The organism is Providencia sp. 2.29, assembly GCF_015832305.1.
In the GTDB taxonomy this organism is placed as follows: domain Bacteria; phylum Pseudomonadota; class Gammaproteobacteria; order Enterobacterales; family Enterobacteriaceae; genus Providencia; species Providencia stuartii.
This window is the reverse complement of record NZ_CP065420.1, coordinates 217,671-237,101: the sequence shown is the minus strand read 5'-3', so window position 1 is coordinate 237,101 and position 19,431 is coordinate 217,671. Positions and strand designations below refer to the sequence as shown.

General features: G+C 40.5%; 17 protein-coding genes. 8 read left to right on the top strand and 9 right to left on the bottom strand.

Annotation, left to right across the window (positions count from 1 at the left end; all coding sequences use genetic code 11):
• Nucleotides 1–80: 80 nt before the first annotated feature.
• From paaX to I3B46_RS00965, 6 genes are all read left to right on the top strand, one after another.
• On the top strand, nucleotides 81–1,019 hold the full coding sequence (gene paaX, locus I3B46_RS00990; protein WP_104873064.1) for a phenylacetic acid degradation operon negative regulatory protein PaaX: 939 nt from the start codon (nucleotides 81–83) through the stop codon (nucleotides 1,017–1,019).
• A gap of 45 nt (nucleotides 1,020–1,064) precedes the next feature.
• Nucleotides 1,065–1,658 (top strand): phenylacetic acid degradation protein PaaY, encoded by a 594-nt coding sequence (gene paaY / locus I3B46_RS00985; protein WP_004923444.1) that lies wholly within the window; start codon nucleotides 1,065–1,067, stop codon nucleotides 1,656–1,658.
• 1,214 nt (nucleotides 1,659–2,872) lie between these two features.
• The gene (locus I3B46_RS00980; RefSeq protein WP_004923436.1) at nucleotides 2,873–3,451 is read left to right on the top strand and encodes a fimbrial protein; all 579 of its coding nucleotides are present in this window, start codon (nucleotides 2,873–2,875) and stop codon (nucleotides 3,449–3,451) included.
• A gap of 55 nt (nucleotides 3,452–3,506) precedes the next feature.
• Nucleotides 3,507–4,202 (top strand): fimbrial biogenesis chaperone, encoded by a 696-nt coding sequence (locus I3B46_RS00975; protein ID WP_395756080.1) that lies wholly within the window; start codon nucleotides 3,507–3,509, stop codon nucleotides 4,200–4,202.
• A gap of 21 nt (nucleotides 4,203–4,223) precedes the next feature.
• The gene (locus I3B46_RS00970) at nucleotides 4,224–6,716 is read left to right on the top strand and encodes a fimbria/pilus outer membrane usher protein (protein WP_060561289.1); all 2,493 of its coding nucleotides are present in this window, start codon (nucleotides 4,224–4,226) and stop codon (nucleotides 6,714–6,716) included.
• 13 nt (nucleotides 6,717–6,729) lie between these two features.
• On the top strand, nucleotides 6,730–7,797 hold the full coding sequence (locus I3B46_RS00965; RefSeq protein WP_040132675.1) for a fimbrial protein: 1,068 nt from the start codon (nucleotides 6,730–6,732) through the stop codon (nucleotides 7,795–7,797).
• A gap of 49 nt (nucleotides 7,798–7,846) precedes the next feature.
• Here I3B46_RS00965 and I3B46_RS00960 read toward each other — a convergent pair whose 3' ends face one another.
• Together I3B46_RS00960 and emrA are read right to left on the bottom strand one after the other, a co-directional pair.
• Entirely contained in the window at nucleotides 7,847–9,367 is a 1,521-nt protein-coding gene (locus I3B46_RS00960; RefSeq protein WP_014657040.1) for a DHA2 family efflux MFS transporter permease subunit, read from the bottom strand.
• Nucleotides 9,368–9,383: 16 nt separating this feature from the next.
• The gene (emrA, locus tag I3B46_RS00955) at nucleotides 9,384–10,556 is read right to left on the bottom strand and encodes a multidrug efflux MFS transporter periplasmic adaptor subunit EmrA (RefSeq protein WP_004923418.1); all 1,173 of its coding nucleotides are present in this window, start codon (nucleotides 10,554–10,556) and stop codon (nucleotides 9,384–9,386) included.
• A gap of 538 nt (nucleotides 10,557–11,094) precedes the next feature.
• Between emrA and glgB the strand changes: the two genes are divergently transcribed.
• On the top strand, nucleotides 11,095–13,302 hold the full coding sequence (gene glgB / locus I3B46_RS00950) for a 1,4-alpha-glucan branching protein GlgB (RefSeq protein ID WP_004923415.1): 2,208 nt from the start codon (nucleotides 11,095–11,097) through the stop codon (nucleotides 13,300–13,302).
• 3 nt (nucleotides 13,303–13,305) lie between these two features.
• Nucleotides 13,306–14,745, top strand: coding sequence for a glycogen synthase GlgA (glgA, locus tag I3B46_RS00945; RefSeq protein WP_104873067.1), 1,440 nt, complete (start codon nucleotides 13,306–13,308; stop codon nucleotides 14,743–14,745).
• Between the two features lie 345 nt (nucleotides 14,746–15,090).
• On the opposite strand, the gene I3B46_RS00940 is transcribed toward glgA, so the two are convergent.
• From I3B46_RS00940 to I3B46_RS00910, 7 genes are all read right to left on the bottom strand, one after another.
• On the bottom strand, nucleotides 15,091–16,032 hold the full coding sequence (locus I3B46_RS00940; protein ID WP_104873068.1) for a hypothetical protein: 942 nt from the start codon (nucleotides 16,030–16,032) through the stop codon (nucleotides 15,091–15,093).
• A 482-nt stretch (nucleotides 16,033–16,514) separates the two neighbouring features.
• Nucleotides 16,515–16,784 (bottom strand): PAAR domain-containing protein, encoded by a 270-nt coding sequence (locus I3B46_RS00935; protein ID WP_104873069.1) that lies wholly within the window; start codon nucleotides 16,782–16,784, stop codon nucleotides 16,515–16,517.
• Complete coding sequence (locus I3B46_RS00930) at nucleotides 16,777–17,703, bottom strand: hypothetical protein (protein WP_104873070.1); 927 nt, start codon at nucleotides 17,701–17,703, stop codon at nucleotides 16,777–16,779. Before I3B46_RS00930 ends, I3B46_RS00935 begins: the two co-directional genes overlap by 8 nt.
• Nucleotides 17,700–17,867, bottom strand: a complete 168-nt coding sequence (locus tag I3B46_RS22255) for a hypothetical protein (protein WP_004916247.1) — start codon at nucleotides 17,865–17,867, stop codon at nucleotides 17,700–17,702. Before I3B46_RS22255 ends, I3B46_RS00930 begins: the two co-directional genes overlap by 4 nt.
• 33 nt (nucleotides 17,868–17,900) lie before the next feature.
• On the bottom strand, nucleotides 17,901–18,170 hold the full coding sequence (locus I3B46_RS00920) for a PAAR domain-containing protein (protein WP_004916250.1): 270 nt from the start codon (nucleotides 18,168–18,170) through the stop codon (nucleotides 17,901–17,903).
• Nucleotides 18,163–19,074, bottom strand: coding sequence for a hypothetical protein (locus I3B46_RS00915; RefSeq protein WP_004924860.1), 912 nt, complete (start codon nucleotides 19,072–19,074; stop codon nucleotides 18,163–18,165). The genes I3B46_RS00920 and I3B46_RS00915 overlap by 8 nt, the downstream gene beginning before the upstream one ends.
• Before the next feature lie 86 nt (nucleotides 19,075–19,160).
• Nucleotides 19,161–19,430, bottom strand: a complete 270-nt coding sequence (locus I3B46_RS00910) for a PAAR domain-containing protein (protein ID WP_061064594.1) — start codon at nucleotides 19,428–19,430, stop codon at nucleotides 19,161–19,163.
• Nucleotide 19,431 lies beyond the last annotated feature (1 nt).

Below are 19,431 nucleotides of genomic sequence, written 5' to 3'. Positions count from 1 at the left end.
GCAAATAGAAGACAAGCAAGATGTTTTTGTCTACTATTCATTCATATTTTTGATACAGATATTCATCGGATAATGACAAAATGGAAACTAAACTTAACCAATTTATACAGCATGCGCTAACCAGCCAGCCAATTAGTGGAACATCACTCATTATCTCTCTTTATGGCGATGCGCTACACCACCGCGGGGGCGAAGTATGGCTTGGTAGCTTAACCAATTTACTTGAACCAATGGGCTTTACCGACCGCTTTGTCCGTACTTCTGTATTTCGCTTACAAAAAGAAGGCTGGCTAGATGCTGAAAGAATCGGTCGTCGTAGCTATTACCGAATATCTGAACGTGGTCAAAACCAATTTCGTCACGCTGAAAGTAAAATCTATCAAAGTGAGCAACCCAATTGGGATGGCAAGTGGGATTTATTGTTACTTGAAGCCGCTGACAAAGATGAAAAAGCAAGGCTCAAAAAAGAGTTAAGCTGGTTAGGATTTGGTCAATTTAGCACCTCACTGATGGCAGCACCAAGTAGCGCTCAAAGCGATATTCCGTCATTACTTAATGAACTTAATGCAAGTGAAGAGGTGATCTACTTTCGAGCAGATTACCCCTATAACCGCTCCGAAAAACACCTAAAAGAGTTGGTGTCAGACAGTTGGTCGTTACAACAGGTGGCTGAACATTATCACCAATTTATCGTGTTATTTCGCCCACTCGCACTCTTATTAAAAGAGTTATCGGATGAGCAAATAACACCTGAGCAATGCTTTCAACTACGCTTATTACTGATCCACTTTTATCGCCGAGTAGTATTAAAAGATCCGCTGCTACCTGATGAGTTACTCCCTGCGCAATGGGAGGGGCAAATAGCCAGAAATCTGTGTATCAATATTTACCAGCGTGTTGAAGTAGCAGCAACACGCTACGTCAGCGAAATATGCGAAACAACTGTAGGGGAACTGCCGCAACCGACTACAACCTATTTCCGACGTTTTGGCGGTGTATTAAAAGAGATCGCGGCATAAATCTTCTTAAATACCGATGTAACTTAAACAGAAGGGGAACTCAATATGCCTTTTTATCAGATAGATGGCATCACGCCAGTTGTTAGTCCAGAAAGTTTTGTGCATCCAACCGCTGTGATCATTGGCGACGTGATTATCGGAAAAAATGTTTATATTGGTCCTAATGCGAGCTTACGTGGAGACTTCGGGCGTTTGATCATTAAAGAAGGGGCTAATGTTCAGGATAACTGTGTTATGCATGGTTTCCCGCAATACGATACCATCATTGAAGAAAATGGTCATATTGGTCACGGTGCGATTTTGCACGGCTGCCATATTAAACGTAATGCCTTGGTTGGAATGAACAGTGTCATTATGGATGGCGCCGTGATTGGCGAGAATTCTATTGTTGGCGCTTGCTCCTTTGTGAAAGCAGAAGCGGTATTTGCAGATAATACGTTGATCGTAGGAACGCCTGCTAAAGCACAAAGAACACTGTCTGAAAAAGAAATAGCTTGGAAAAGCCGAGGTACTGCTGACTATCAAGACCTTGTTATCCGCTGCCAACAAAGCTTCAAAGAAGTTACCCCACTCACACAAGAAGAGCCAGATCGCCCGAAACTGACATTTGAAGGTGTCATTCCGAAATCAGCCCTATAGTTACCCCACAAATAAAATAATAAGCACTCCACTTCGAGTGCTTTTATACCCATAATTAAGTAAAGTCACTGATTATTGGCAATAAATCATCATTAAATTGATACTATTCTGATTCGCTTATATCGCCGTGTTTAATACAATCCCTTAGAAATAAAATAAGCAGTGGCTGTTTTTCAACCCACAATAACAAAGAATAACAATTCGTTATGGGTATTTATCGTGCAAAATACCCCCCATGTTGAAAAATTCACCGCCTTTTCTTCTATGTGCAAAAGAAAAGGTAAATTAATAATAAAGTTAATTTGTTTTTTGCCGATAATGAAACCTGTAGAAATGAATAAATCATTTTTCGATAAATTAAGTTTAACTGGCAGACCTTTTTCGAAGTGAGCCAATATAAAATAAACCTTATTATTAATACGGTTATTTTATAGATATTAGCTATTAATATGATAGTTAAAACCTAAAATTGATTAATATTTACTCATCGATACGTCATTGTTTATATCAAAAAAATATTTCACATGGTGAATATATTTATTAACAATAATACATATTAAGAATAGTTTCATTTTTATATAAATATTTATTTTGACTAAACTTATTTATTCAGATTAAAAATTTGAATAAAATAAAATTATTAAAATGATTTTCATCAAAAAAATTTATGTATTTTGACTATTTATCAACTACTACCAAAGGAGTACCTGACTTAACATATTGATTTAAAATCAATAAAGAAATACAAATCCACAAAATGAAACGTTTGGTAACAAGTTTTTAACTCTACTTTTGCAGCCAAAAAATACATATAGCTCTGAATTAACTGAAATTAAAAAATAAAACACCACCCTCTTTTCAAAATACGCCCTTTAACACGTAATCAGCAATCTTTTCCGAGCCTAATTCGATATTTAATTTTTAAATCTAATATGAGTAATAATCCCCCTCTTTTTAAACAAATGATTACACGTATAATAGCGCCCTATAAAATTTGATATAAATCAAATTACCCTCAAATTTAAATGAGGCTGAAATATAAAGCGCCTTTGTTAAAAAGTGCCGTTTCGTATTTCTGTTTTTTAAATTCAACGTAATTAATAAATTTTTTTAAACTGGCTGAGGATGGCTTTCTATTTCTATAAATAACAGAAGGCGCAAACTTTGCCATTCCTCTTTTATTAACATATATACAGCTTTTCTCGGAGAAGAAAATGAATAACAAATTTGCATTATCAGTTGCAACGGCATTAATTCTTTCTGCTACACCAGCACTTGCTGCTGAAAAAGCAGCTGGTGGTGTAATTAACTTTAGTGGCGCAATTACTGATACAACTTGTACTATCAATGGCGGTAAAAGTGCGGATTTCACTGTTGCATTAAATCCAATCACTGTTGAAGATGCAGGCACGACTCAAGGCATTATTACTAAAAATAAAAAAACAGTATCACTCACTTTCTCTAACTGTACTTCTGCAAGCGGCGCTGCTGATACCCCTCTGAAAATTTATTTCTCATCTGCAAATAATATTTCTACTGATGGTAAGTATCTGCAAAATACCACAGTTAATGAAAATGACACGAGCGTTTCTCGTAACGTTGGTTTCGCCATTACTAAAACAACAGACCAAATTCCTCTGTTATTAAACCAACCATTCGTTACTGATATCAAAGGCAACGACTCTAACACTGAAACCTTAGCATTAGATATCTATTACTATAAAACGAATGCTCTGCCAGCAAGAGTTGGTAGCTTAAGCTCTAACGTCACTTATACCATTTCATATCTGTAATTATTTACCCAAATAGCCAGGCTATTTTATTAGCTTGGCTATTTCTGAGTTTATTATTATGCGCCTACTTATTTTATTTTCCTTACTCGCTAGTATTAATACTGCCTTTGCTAATATTGTTGTTAATGGAACACGCGTTATTTATCCAGAAAAAAATAACGAAACCATCGTACAACTTATTAATAATGGAAATGATCCAGCCTTAGTCCAATCATGGATTGACGATGGTGATATCAATTCAACACCAGAAACAGCCAATGTTCCTTTTTTGCTTTCCCCCCCTGTTGTTAAGGTATCAGGGAATGATGGGCAACAATTACGCATTAAAAAACTCCCCGCATCGCTGCCAACCGATCGCGAATCTGTTTTTTATTTAAATATATTAGATATCCCACCAACACCAGAACATCTGCAAGGGAAAAACACGATGCAGTTGGCGATTAAAACACGTATTAAACTGTTCTATCGTCCGAACCACTTACAAGCCGGTGTTGAACAAGCACTCGAACAGATTGAAGTGAAAGCGGAAAACAAACAATTCCGTATCACTAACAATAGTCCTTATTACGTCACTCTTGCGAATGTTGATGATAAAAAAGGTAAAAAAATATTGACCGATTCACTCATGGTAGCGCCGTTTTCACATACTTTAGCACCAACTAAAACCGCTGTCAGTGCAGGTCAAAAATACAGTTTGCTCTATGTCGATGATCTCGGCGCCTATAAAAATAAAGATGTGATTGCAAAATAAAATATAAGAGAGCTTGTAATAATGAAGTTGCATGGCCGCCATAGGAGCCTATTAGCAGTTTGCCTAATTCTTGGAACATCAAAAAGCTGGGGGGTGAGTTTTGATACCTCTTTACTCGCTGGTGATTCCGCGAAATCCGATCTGTCTCGCTTTTATGAAGAGCAAAGCATGCCAGCGGGTACACAAGAGATGGATGTCTTTATTAATGGCGATTGGAAAGGCCGTTATCCTTTTATATTTACAGACTCTCACAACCGTATTTTTCTTAGCAAACGCGAAGCTGGACTTTTAGGGATCAAATTACCTGAAACATCGGATGAAGAGCAGGAATATACATTAGAACAATTGGTGCAAGGTGGTAGCTTTAATGTCGATATCAGTACATTAAGCATCAAAATGTCTATTCCACAAAGCTTTCTTTTGCGCAACGAAGTGGGCTATGTTCCTCCCGAATTTTGGGAAGAGGGTATCCCCGCAGCCATGCTTTCATATAACGCGACTTACTATAAAACAAAGAATAAAAATGGTGATAAATCATCGAGTGATGATCTCTACGCGGGTTTTGAATCGGGGCTCAATTTTAGCTCTTGGCAATTTCGCGATAGCAGCTCACTCCGAAAACATTCAGGTGATAGCTTAAAATGGGAAAATAATACACGCTATCTACGCAAAGCTTTACCATTATATCAATCCAATTTTATTGCAGGTGATTTTTACTCCCAGGGAACACTATTTGATTCAGTGCGAGTTCGTGGCGTTTCTCTCGCCTCAGACATTAATATGCGCCCCACTTCACAACAAGGCTTTGCCCCGATTGTTAGAGGTGTCGCTCAAACTAACGCCCTTGTCAAAGTCATACAAAACGGCAGTATTATTTACCAAGAAAACGTGCCACCAGGGCAATTTACCATCGATAATATTCAGCCAACAGGGTCGGCTGGCGATTTGTTAGTGATCGTAAAAGAAGCCAACGGGCAAGAACAATCTTTTACGGTTCCATTTTCTGCCGTACCGGGGATGTTAAAAGAGGGGGTAAGTAATTATGCCCTGCTCGCTGGTAAGGTGAACCAAGAAAATGGTCACTATCAGCCCAAATTTCTCCAAGGCACCTTCGAATATGGTTTTAATAACCTAATCACTGGCTACACGGGGGTGATTGCAAGTGAAGATTATCAAGCTTATCTGGTCGGCTCTGGTTGGAACTTACCTATTGGTGCTGTTTCTCTCGATATCACACATGCCAATACTCAACTACCTAATGACACGCAGAAAGGCCAAAGTATGCGAGTGTCATACAGTAAGTTTCTCAATACGACAGCTACCAACTTCACCTTAGCCGCCTATCGCTATTCGACCAAAGGCTATTATAGCTTCAGTGATTCGATTCATGCCCATGAGGGTTACCGTTTATATCAGGAAACTTTAGAAAAACAGGCCACAGAGACACTGCCTCATCGTGAATTACCTGCTTTCGATATAAATACGTGGGATTCTATGCGTGGGGTTCGTCCAAAAAATACCTTCACGATCAATTTAAATCAGCGCTTACCTGAAAACTGGGGAACCTTCTACGTTTCCGGCTCCCAACGTGACTATTGGTCGACTACCCCAACAACCCGCGAGTACCAACTAGGCTACTCGAATGCGTATTCAGATATCAGCTATTCACTGTCCGCTAGCCGAGTACGGGATGGTAAAGGCGAAGAAGAAAATCGCTACTATATTTCAATCAGTTTACCTCTGTCTGTATTTGATAATGATATATGGGTCAGCACAGGCCTTACTGCTACCGATTCTCACTATCAACAAAGTACCGTTTCTTTAAGTGGTACGGCTTTGGAAGCAAACCGATTGAGTTATTCACTTTCCGGCAGTAATCAGCAAGGTGGCCAAAACATGGCAAGCGCCAATGTGGCTTATCGCTCAAATGTTTCCACTATTGGTAGTTCACTCAGTGAATCTAATGACTACCATCAAACTGGGCTGAGTGCACGCGGCAGCTTAGTCGCTATACCTTGGGATATACTCGCATCTAACGAAATCGGCAATACAATGACCATCGTCAAAGCGCCCCATGCACAAGGCTTAATGGTGAATGGCGACCAAAGTATCGTGACCAATAAAGAAGGACTGGCATTAGTACCTTATGCAACGCCATATCGTAAAAATACGATTATGCTTTCAAATACAGAAAATACACAAGGCGCTGAAGTTATCGGCAATATGGCAAATAGCGCACCAATCGAAGGTTCAGTGAATTTAGTGAAATTCAAAACCGATACGCGCACCTCTTGGCTCAGTCGTGCATTACGACAAGATGGCAGTGCATTACCTTTCGGCGCAGAAGTAACTGACCTTCAAGGAGAAGCGATTGGCTATGTAGGGCAAGCCAGTGTGCTGTATTTAAAAGCAGAAGCTTTTCCTAAGTCGGTCATTATTCGGTTAAATGAGGGTCACTGCACCATTCATAACTTACCAGACAACCTTGACGGCCCCACTGGCGTTTGCCAATAACGAGATGAATGTCATGATGCGATCCTATCTTTTTTTAATCCTAATTCTCTTTAGTGGCTATAGTCAGGCAATTTGCCATGAAAGTGGCATAAGCTATGCTTCGCCAATTAGCATTGATTTGTCGGATAAACTCACCCCCGCCACCCCCGAGTGGACAACGACCATATCGACACAGTACTCGGGTAGCTTTAATTGTTCCACCCGCCAAAGCGAATTTGGTTATACCAAAATCCTGAATACTGACAACCAATATGCAACCATTTTGAGTTTTATGAATGGGAAATATCATGTCAGGGCACAAATCATTAATGATATTCCGAATAAGAAACTGAATAAATCAGGTCGTCACTCTGCTTCTGAGTTAAATACACCAGTGACGATTAAATTTACGCTTGAACCAAAACAAGGCACGCTCATTGCCGGTGATACCGTCCATCTACATGATATTCTCTTCGTCACAGATTTAAGCGGAATGTCAATTTTTGATATTGTGCTATGGCCCGTTAAACAACTTCTGAAAATCCTACAATGGTTATTTAACGGTTTTAACTGGCCCTATGATGACCGTGATATGTTCGGTCAGCCACTAATATTAAAATATGCACCAAAATTAACTACCTGCGCTTTCCAAAATGCGGGGCTTGTTGTCACATTACCAACATTAAGCCGCCATCAAGTCATTAATGGAAACCAAGCTGGCTATACACCGTTTTCATTGAATATGCGTTGTGAGAACCTTGGGGGCGCAAATAATACGGCAGAAAGAGCGATCGATGTCTTTTTATCTAGCAATAATCTGCTTAGCTCAGATAATACGGTCTTGATTGATAAAACAGCCAATGCCGCACAAGGTATCGGGCTACGCTTAGTTAAAACTAATGCGCCAAATACCCCTGTGGTGATTTCACAAAATCCAAACTCCCGAGGTAATGCAACGTCGCTGTTTTACGTAAATGCAGGAGGCCAACTGGAACCGCACTTTAGTATTCCAATGGCTGTTTACTATTATGCATGGGACCCTCAGCGAGCAACCCAAGGCACCCTCAAAACCACGGCGACACTCAATATTGTCTACCCGTAAGCTTCAAAAGATAAGAGCGCTAATCGTTAGCGCTCTTATTGTATTTAACTTACGCTTTACTACCAAAAGGCGGTTTTGCAAACCAGACGGTGATAATCAGTCCAATAAACACCCATCCACATAACCAAAAGATTTCATTGGCCGCAATGATTAATCCTTGGCTAGTGATCTCCTGCGCAATAAAGCCCGATGTCTGCTCATGACTTAAGCCATGTGCCGCCATCTCTTTATACATCTCTAGCGACTCAGGGTTATAGTCAGTGATGTATTCCGTTAACTGGCTATGATGGAGCGACTCTCTATCACTCCACATCGTGGTTGTGATTGATGTTCCTATCGAGCCTGCAAGAGTACGGAAGAAGTTTGCAAGACTTGACGCCGACGCCAATTTTTCAGGGGGTAAACCTGACAGTGTTAACGTCGTCAGTGGCATAAAGAAGCAAGCCACAGCCATCCCTTGCACTAACTGAGGCCAAACTACGGCAGAAAAGCCCATACTTGGTTCAAAGGTATATGCCCGCCAGAAGAAACAAATCGCATAGAATACAAAACTAAATGTCACTATCCAGCGAATATCAAGGAAGTCTGACAATTTCGCGACGGGGGCAGAGAACAAGACGGGCAATAACCCTATCGGCGCAAGGGCCAACCCCGCCCATGTTGCCGTATACCCATAGACCTCCTGCAATAACTGGGGCAAGAGAACGATAGCACCAAAGTAGGCCATATAGGCTAAGCTAACGGAAATCGTGCCTATCGTGAAGTTACGTGATTTAAATAGTGCAAGCTCAACAACTGGATTTTTGTCTGTTAGTTCCCAAATAACCAAAAAAACCAATGCTATCGCTGAAATTACCGCTAATGTGACAATTTCATCAGAGGCTAACCATCCTAACTCTTTCCCCTTATCCAACAGGACCTGAAGGCAACCAACACCCACTGACAATAATGCCAAGCCAATCAAATTAAACGGGACATTGACTACTTTCGATTCCATTCCTTTAAGGATAATAGAGCCTACAATAACCACAAAAATACCCAGTGGAACGTTCATAAAGAAGATCCACCCCCAATGGAAGTTATCACTAATATAACCACCAAAAATAGGGCCAAACACCGGGGCTAAAATGATCGTCATTGACCAAAATGCCAATGCCATATTTTGCATTTTAGGGGGGTAGCAACGCATGATCAGACTTTGTGAAAGGGGGATCACCGGCCCCGCAACAGCACCTTGTAAAACACGAAATAAGATTAACATGCCAAGGCTATCAGAGAAGCCACAAAGTAATGAAAAAATGGTAAATAAAGCGGTTGCCCATATAAAAACACGGACTTCACCAAACCGTTTAGCAAGGAACCCAGAGATCGCAATGGAAATGGCATTAGAAACACCAAATGAGGTAATCACCCATGTTCCTTGTGACATTGAAACACCGAGATCACCAGCAATGGTTGGGATGGCAACGTTAGCGATTGTCGAATCCAGCACCTGCATAAAGGTTGCAAGTGACAATGCAATCGTTGCCCATACCAGCTTTGAGCCCTTTAGTGGTTGAATATCTGCCACAGCCACTCCTTTCGGGCTAATCCGCGTTTTCGTTAATAATCGTGTCGATCACCGAATCGACATCCGCCAGCTTTAACACCAGCACATCACTTTCAAATGCTGGCGTGTCACGCTGAACTTCTGCTAACACAGGGCCATTTTGATCTTTAATATCAATCGTTGCATTCATTGATAACCCAATACGCAACGGATATTTGGCAACCTGTTCAGGGTCTAGCTCTACACGAACAGGCAAACGTTGTACCACTTTAATCCAGTTACCTGTTGCATTCTGTGCAGGTAATAAAGAGAAAGCACTCCCCGTTCCCATATCCAAACCAGCCACCTTACCGGTATACACAATATCATCACCATAAAAATCACTGGTGAGTGTTACTGGCTGCCCTATGCGCACCTTTTCTAATTGTGTTTCCTTAAAGTTCGCATCCACCCAAACGGGTTGAGCTGGCACAATAGCCATCAAAGAGCCTTGCGGACCGACTTGTGAACCGACTTGCACATTACGACGCGAAACATAACCTGTGATAGGGCTTTTCACCTCTGTACGTTGCAAAGTAATCCATGCGTTGCGCACATTATCTGCGGCTTGTTGGATTGCCGGTTGTTTTCTCAACTCGGTATTGCGCAATAGTGCTTGGTTCGCATTATATTGCTGAATGGAAATATCTAAGGCCGCTTGCGCCAACTGCACCGCTTCTTGGGAGTGTTGTAAATCTTCTTTAGAGATAGTCCCACTTCGTCCTAAAGCGGCGCGGCGTTGATAATCTTTCTGTGCTTGCGCAAGTGAGATACGATTTTTTTGGATTTGCGCTTGGTATTCATCACCATTAATGTACAGCTCTTTGGTTTTGCGCACCGTGGTTGCGAGGTCATGTTTTGCCTGCTCGTAGGCTAGCCGTGCATTGGTTTTATCCAAAACCACCAGCACATCACCCGCTTTAACCAAATCGGTATTTTCAAAATTAACCTGAGTCACATTACCTGTAGTCTGCGCAACAATAGGTACTTGCACACCGGAGACATAAGCATCATCAGTATATTCTTGAAAACGTAATACCAAAAACCAATAAGCACCATAAGCAACAAACAGTAGAACAATAATAATTGAAGCAATTACCATCCAGACTTTTCTACGTTTTTCATTCTTCGTTTTTTGATTAGTTTCGGTTGAACTCGTTGGTTGATCCATAATAACTCTCTGGGTCTCACACTTTATTAATCACTACCCTTATATTTACGGACTAATGCTAATAAAGCAATAGAGAATTCCATTTAACAATATTAATTTTTAGTTTTGTCATTAATTAATGTTTTATATTTCACATCAATAAATGACAGTAATATTTAATCAAGAGCATCCGAAATTGAAAAGCATTTAAACGCATAGATTCAACTAGTTATAGATGTTGACTTTTTAGCACCTAGACTTATTATCATAAGAAACAAAACCATTTCCAATTCATCTATTTTTGATGACTTTACTCCAACACCAAGCAGCTTTATTGTTTTATCGCTATATTAAAATATAAAACATTCCTAATTTGATAGTTATTGACTTATCTCAATATTTTTATCAAATGAAATTGTGGACTATTATTTTGTATCATTGAAAAGATAAATAATAACAAATAGCGCTCGTTTTAACGCTACCTTTAGCATCTAAAAGTTAATCATGAAAACGATAATATAAGGCGGCTAGCTGCGACTGATTTCATTCAGGAGAGGTGATGAAAGAGAGAGAAAAACCATCAGAGCAACAACTGATCATCGATCAATTATTTGCCGGACATTATCGTGACCCTTTTGCTTTCCTTGGTATGCATCAACAAGGAAAAGTCACCTATTTTCGAGTCTTACTCCCAAATGCTCAAGAGGTCACCGTACTGGATAGGTTGACCGCAGCCCCCGTTGTGCAACTATCACGCCTTGATGAACGCGGCTTTTTTTCAGGCGATGCAACAGACTTAGACGCTAATTTCACTTATATTTTGCAGGTTAACTGGGGCAATTCACAACAGGTTATTGAAGATCCGTACCGTTTCGGCACATTACTACACGATGCAGATACCAAAGGCCTCCAGCGTACTTTCTCATTTGAAACACTCGGTGCGCATGTACGCCAAGTGGGTGATATTACAGGTACGCATTTTTGTGTTTGGGCACCGAATGCCCAACGAGTCTCTGTCGTGGGCGCTTTTAACTTTTGGGACGGTCGCCGATACCCCATGCGCCATCATCCCGAAAATGGCCTTTGGGAAATCTTTCTTCCCGCGATTCAGGCAGGTACTCACTATCAATATGAAATATTAGATGCAAAAGGCGAAATACAATTAAAATCCGATCCTTATGCCTTTCGCAGCCAATTACGACCAGATACGACATCAATTGTTTCCCTGCTTCCAAAACAGCGCCACCCCACAGCACAGCAAATCCAATCGAACCAACGCAATGCCCCTATCTCTATTTATGAGGTTCACCTTGGTTCATGGCGGCGCTCAGCCAATAACCATAGTTGGCTCACTTACCGAGAACTGGCAGAAACATTACTTCCCTATGTTAAAGAGATGGGGTTCACCCATTTAGAAATATTGCCTATTAGCGAACACCCTTTTGATGGCTCATGGGGCTATCAGCCATTAGGTATCTACTCTCCTACCAGCCGTTTTGGGTCGCCACAAGATTTGATTGACTTTGTTGATGAAGCACATCGATTAGGTATTAATGTGATCCTAGATTGGGTGCCCGGCCATTTTCCTTCGGATAATAGTGGGTTAGCCAATTTTGATGGTACGCCACTCTATGAGTATGCTGACCCAAAAGAAGGTAAGCACCGCGACTGGGATACTCTGATCTACGACTACCGCAGTCACGAGGTACGCCAGTTTTTATCCGATAATGCCGTCTATTGGGTAGATCGATTTGGCTTCGATGGCTTACGCGTTGATGCTGTTGCATCGATGATTTATCGCGATTATAGCCGCCCTGACGGCGAATGGATTGCAAACGAGTATGGTGGCAATATTAACCTTGAGGCCGTCAGTTTCTTACAGCATACCAACGAATTACTTCACCGTATCCAGCCTAATGTATTAATGGCCGCAGAAGAGTCGACAGACTTCTCTGGGGTGACATTGCCACCATCCCTTGGCGGACTTGGATTTAACTACAAATGGAATATGGGGTGGATGCATGACACGTTAAGCTATTTACAGCTAGACCCTATCGCCCGTAAATACCACCATAATAAAATGACATTCAGCGTGATGTATGCGTGGAGTGAAAACTACATATTGCCTCTATCTCACGATGAAGTTGTTCACGGTAAAGGTTCCTTATTGCGCAAAATGTCAGGCTCACCTGACCAAAAATTTGCCACGCTACGTGCCTATTATGGGTTTATGTGGGCGCACCCAGGTAAAAAGCTGCTGTTTATGGGGGGAGAAATCGCACAATGGCGTGAATGGGATCATGATGGGGAGTTAGATTGGCATCTGGTGGATATTCCTACCAGCCCGCATGCTGGTGTTCAACGTCTGATCAGAGATCTCAACGTTACTTATCGCAGTACACCCGCCCTGTACGATAACGATCACAATGAAAGTAGTTTTGAATGGGTGATCGTCGACGATCACGATAATTCGGTTTTTGCATTTATTCGCTACGCCGAAAATGGCGACCCGCTGCTTGTAATCAGCCATTTCACTCCAGTAACGCGAGCAGATTACCGCATTGGTGTCAGGCTACACGGTCAATATCAAGTCTTATTAAACACAAATGATTCACGCTATGGGGGCAGCGATAAGCATCCTGTTGCTCCTATTTCCAGCCAGCCAATCAAGGCACATGGCTGCCAGTATTCTATTGCATTGACGCTGCCACCGTTATCAACGCTATATCTGACCATAAAGCCAGCCACAAAAAAAAATAAGGAGTAAAAAATGAAAGTATTACATGTTTGTGCCGAGTTTTTTCCTTTATTAAAAACAGGTGGACTGGCTGACGTTGTTGCGGCACTCCCGCCCGCTCAGCGGCAACATGGTGCAGATACGAGAGTCTTAGTGCCGGGTTTTCCTGCTATTATCAATCAACTTGCTGATAAACAAAAAGTCACGACCCTTAACACATTCGCAGGGGAAGTGACCTTATTTTATTGTCTATATAACGATACGCCATTATATCTTATTGAAGCACCGCACCTTTACCAACGAGAAGGTAGCCCCTATCACGATGGTTATAACAATGCCTATCAAGATAACTATCGCCGCTTTGGATTATTAGGTTTTATCGCCGCTGAACTCGCCAGAGGCTGTGACCCACTATGGCAAGCCGACATTGTGCATGCTCATGATTGGCATGCTGCCCTAGCCTGTGCCTACCTTGCAGCCTATGGCTACCCTGCCCGCTGTATGTTCACCATCCATAATATCGCTTACCAAGGGCTATTTTCACCCCATCATATTCATGAACTGTGGTTGCCCCCTGAGTTTTACAACGTTGATGGAATGGAGTTTTTTGGTCAACTCTCATTTATGAAAGCAGGGCTATTTTATGCCGATCATACTAACGCCGTTAGCCCGACCTATGCCAAAGAGATCTTAAATCCGCATTATGCTTATGGCCTCGATGGGCTTTTAAATCGGCTCAACCACGAGCAGCGCTTAAGTGGTATTTTAAATGGCATAGATACTGAGGTCTGGTCACCTTCAAGTGATGCCTTAATTGCGCAAAAATACAGTGAGCGTAGTGTAAAAAATAAGGTAAAAAACAAACTGGCTTTGCAACAATCCCTCGGCCTTGCGCAACAAACGGATAAACCGCTCTTTGCTGTTGTTAGCAGAATGACCCGCCAAAAAGGTTTGGATCTGATCTTAGAAATCTTACCGGATCTACTGAGTTCTGGTAGTCAGTTTGTTTTACTTGGCAGCGGCGATCACGACCTCGAAAATGCCTATCGCCATGCTCAATCACAATATCCAGATCAGGTACGCGCGATTATTGGTTATGATGAGCCATTATCCCACCAAGTCATTGCAGGTGCAGACGTATTAATGGTGCCAAGTCGTTTTGAGCCATGTGGCCTGACACAGCTCTACGCGCTACGTTATGGCACGTTACCACTCGTGCGCAACACCGGTGGCCTAGCCGATACCGTGACAGATTGTTCATTGGAGGCGATAAAACGCAAAGAGGCAACAGGCTTTGTGTTTAATGAGAGTCATGCCGCCGATCTTAAATCCGCAATCGACCGCGCGTTAGCTTTGTGGGATTCTCCAGCACAATGGCAACAGGTCCAAAAAAATGCAATGGCAAAAGATGTGAGTTGGCAAAAGTCGGCGGAGGCGTATTTAAATATCTATCGAAGAGTGCTGGGGCGATGAATTCTAGGCCCTGTGAATAATTCTATATATTTGCCTATTTATAAAAGGTGGTCGTTCAAACGATCACCGAAATCAATAAATTTAAATGTTAGAGAAATTTCCATCATGCGGAATAGTATTCTCAGGTAATTCGGCTACTACTTAATATTGCAAGCAGTTTCTCTTTAGCAAATTAAAGAATATTATTCGTTTAATCTTATAGTGTGCTAATACCGGTTGATATTCATTTTCCAAATAAAAAAACGCTTGACGTTCGCTACTTTGAATAATTTTTTTGCTTTTTGCCGTCAGCGTCATGACATTATCTATATTCACAGTCAGTAAATTACTGCCTATTAATCGTGATTAAAATAACTTGTGAATCACTTGAAGCTCGGGATTAATCGAAATCAAGTCATCAATCATTTGGTGATAAATAGCGGGCATATTTTGTTTCCATCCTATCATATCCGGACGGTGGTCTATTGCCATGGGGGTTTTTAATAGCGGATGATCAATGATGGGTGTTGTCAAATCATGGCGGGCACGGAAATTTTTGACGGCTTGGTATTCAAACGGCCACGCTAATAAAATTTCCATATCAATTTCATAGCCTGTTGAGCTTTGTTCATTCTCATTATCTGCAAATAATGCAGACCATTCGACATGACAGTCACAAAGTGCAATAAGCCATTGGGAAACAACATCGTGATTTTCATTATACAATGCTTCTTGGCAGAAACGTTGATAGAATGGGTCAATAGGAATTCCGGCGCTTTCCCAATCTATTGTTTGGTTTTTCTCGCTTGCCAGCATTTCAATCGCTAGGACACCTAATTTCTGTGGTCGAGTATACATAGGGAGTGATTCTGCCATTTTACCCGATTGAATACTTTCAATAATTTTATCGTAGCAAAAGTGCCCTATTCGAAAATCATTACAGGCGAAATCCATTAATAAAATTTCACCTTGCTCCGCTAAATTGAGAAATAATTCCTCTCTATTTTTTGTCATAAGATAATTTAATACAAACAGTATATTCTTATGGTAAAAAAAACGCTCAAATTCATAAGGTGAATCATTATCATTTTTGTATATTCTTCGCATGTATGTTAGTGCAATACTTGATAAGTAAGACTCTAGTAAAACTTCATAACGAATATAGCGTTCTGAGTTACTTAACCCATGTAATTCATCTAGACTATCTATAGTTTCGCTATATATGATTTTATTAATCTTTGCAACATCATTATTTGAAGAGTTAACTAAATTCTCTATATATTTAATTACTTTATTTGTTCGATTCATTTTGCCAAATCCTCAGCGATGAAAAATTCAGTGTATTTACTGTTATGTGAAGGATTAAATTCATTATCTAAACCTACTGTTATTTTATAACCAACTACCTGACACTTTTTCATACTTAATTTAATTTCTTTTAGTATTCTAAATTCTTTTCTAGTTAAAGAGTAATCATTATCACCATGAAATAAAGAGCGCGTTCAGCTAATTCAGTATGGCGTCTGATATTTTTTTATAGTCTACTTGTATTTCTGTAAGCTTTCCACTTAAAGGAGTTGCATTTGGACCAAACTTATCCTTCATCGTCGTTTTGATTTCAAACGTAACCCACTCAGGTGACGGTGACTCAATTTTGCAAATGAAATCATCTTCATAATCATTCATTATTTAAAGCTAACATACTGACTAACAACTGTATTCACTCATTCTTTATTGTTTTAACCCCATTGATTACAACACCCCGCTCAAGATACTTTTTTACTACTTGCTTAATCCACTGCGACAAGCACACACCCACCAAAGCAACCACAAGCCACTTTGTGACCTTCAAGTGCGACGGGAATTCCGTTGATTTTCATTAAACCGTCACCCTCGACGATAGCACCTGTTTTTTTACACGAAGGGCAATAAACAGAGTCGCCCACACAGGCAATTCCTTGGGTTTGTTTGGCGAGAGAAGAGGCCGTCAACACCGTGCCTCCGGTATTCGTCGTATCATTTTTTAAGATAATTTTTCTGCCGTTCACAAGACTACGCATTGCGTTTTTTCTCCTGATCAAGCTTTGCTAAAATCTGTTCGACCTGTTGCTCAAAATCAGTAGGAAGTGGGTTTTTACCAAAAAACAAAAAGGGTTTGCGGGCTTGGTAATCGACAGACGAAACGGCATCTCGCCCCTCTTGCATATAAGCATTGAGAAACGTGATAAAACGATGGTTTTCACTGTCGGTACTGGTCAGGAAACTGGAGTAATGGGAAACATTTGGCTTGTAAAGTATGGTTTTCAATTGCCCTGTTTTTTCATCAATGCCATACAGTTTAATCGCCAACATTTTACCTGCATAGCCGAATTGTGCATCTTCATAGCGTGTTAAACGTACTTTCCCCATCCCATAGCTATACAGTATTCCTCGTTGCCTATCCGCAATGAGATACACCGGAGGTGTGAAGAAAGAGAGATAGCCCAATAACCATAAAAAACCCGGGAAAAAAATTAGCCAGCCGATAACTAAATATTTACCATATTGGCCATTTATAACAAAGTTACCTGAATTGTAAGCTTTTATATACTCCCATAAACTTATTTTTTCTTTTCCAAAATAAGGTTTATATAATTCAATTAACTTTGCTGATAACTCACTTTGTTTTTTTTCATTACCATACTTTTTTTCTACATGTTTAGCCATCATTTCAATTGATGTTTTATTTTCAACATGCACCTTAAAAAAAATAGATGCAGTGTAAAAAGCCATAAAGAGTAACACGATAAAAAAAGGTATTGTATTAGTGAGCTGGCTATTTCGCTGTGGGGAGTTAATCACACAACGCTGTTTATTGACCGCATCTAAAAACACCAGCTTTTGAGGCTCCAACGGATCATCGTAGTGATGACTTTCTTCAATCAATAGCGTGGTTTCTAATTGCTCCGGGTGCTTTGTTGCCGTATATAAACTCGTCATTCGGTGCCTTCCTCATCAATACAGCCATAAAGTTTATCATTAGGATCGCCGTTTCGGTAACGTAATGGCGCAATCTCACCTTTAAGACGATCCACCAAGTAGTACCAATAAATGGATGGAATAGATTGCCCCAGAGGATCAATGACCACATGTAAATGATACATGGGGAACTTACACAAAATTATCTACAGGCTCATTTAATCTGCTGCAACAAGCACACTGCCCCCTGAACACCCACAAGCCACTTTGTGGCCTTCTAAGGCGACAGGGATACCATTAATTTTCATTAAGCTATCGCCTTCAACGATAGCGCCTGTTTTTTTACATGAAGGACAATAAACCGAGTCGCCCACACAGGCGATTCCTTGGGCTTGCTTGGCGAAAGAAGACCCCGTAAGCACCGTGCCACCGGTGTTGGTGGTATCATTTTTTAAAATGATTTTGCGACCGTTAACTGTGCTACGCATGATGAGGCTTTTCCTTGTCAAGTTGATTAAGGGTTTTCGCGATTTGTGCATCAACATCAACAGGGGGCTCATAGCGACCAAAATAAAACTTCAATGGCTCACTTTCAAAATCATGATCAGTGATTACATCTCTTCCTTTTTGCATATAGGCGTTAATAAAGCTAACAAACGCATTATTTTCATACTCTTCACTGAGAAACAAACTACTGTGAACCGATGCATTCGGTTGAAACAAAATCGTGTCTAATCGATTTTTGTCGGTATTAAATGTAAATAACTTGATAAATAAATTATTACTTGGGGCTGCATATCCGGCATCTTCATAGCGGGCTACATAGACTTTTTTATTTTCCCATGTATATAAAAGATTACGTTTTCTATCCAATACCAGTATCGGGTAAGGTCCAATAAAGACGGATTTTCCTGTAATATAGAGAGCATAACCAAAAGCGAATGCGAATAATATGGTTAAATATATTGAGTACTTTGTCCCTGCATAAAAATTTCCCGAGTAATAAGAGATTAAGTAATCAAATAAATTGGGGGTTTTATCAAAAAAAGGACGGTATCTCTCTATTCCTTGAGGTGTATTAGTAGAATTTTCATATTTTTCTTTATATGTGTTAGTCAAAAAAATAAAGTGACGATATCTTGAGCTATGCCCATCAAAAAAAGAGTAAGCACTAAATATAAAAACAGCGAGAACAACCAAAAATAACGGTATTGAACTGACCTTTCGATGATTAAAGTTGGTTGATTTTATTTGGCATTGTTCCGAGTTTATTTTTAACACATAAGGACTGTCTTCTAACGAACCTTTAGCATTATAGTCTTCTGGATAAGACGTGATTTTTTGCGTTTTTAGTTTACTCGGAAACATGGTTCCCATAAAAAATTTGAACATTATGGAGCCTCTCTAGCAATATCACCATCCTAATTTTAATAAGGCGAACAGGCTTTAATATACGTACTAATAAGACGAGAAAATGTTCATCCTACCGCGACAAGCACACATCCACCAGAACAGCCACAAGCCACTTTGTGACCTTCAAGTGCGACGGGAATTCCGTTGATTTTCATTAAACCGTCGCCCTCGACGATAGCACCTGTTGTTTTACACGAAGGGCAATAAACCGAGTCGCCCACACAGGCGACTCCTTGGATTTGTTTGGCAAGGGAAGACCCCGTAAGCACTGTACCACCTGTGTTGGTGGTATCATTTTTTAAAATAATTTTACGACCGTTAACTGTGCTGCGCATA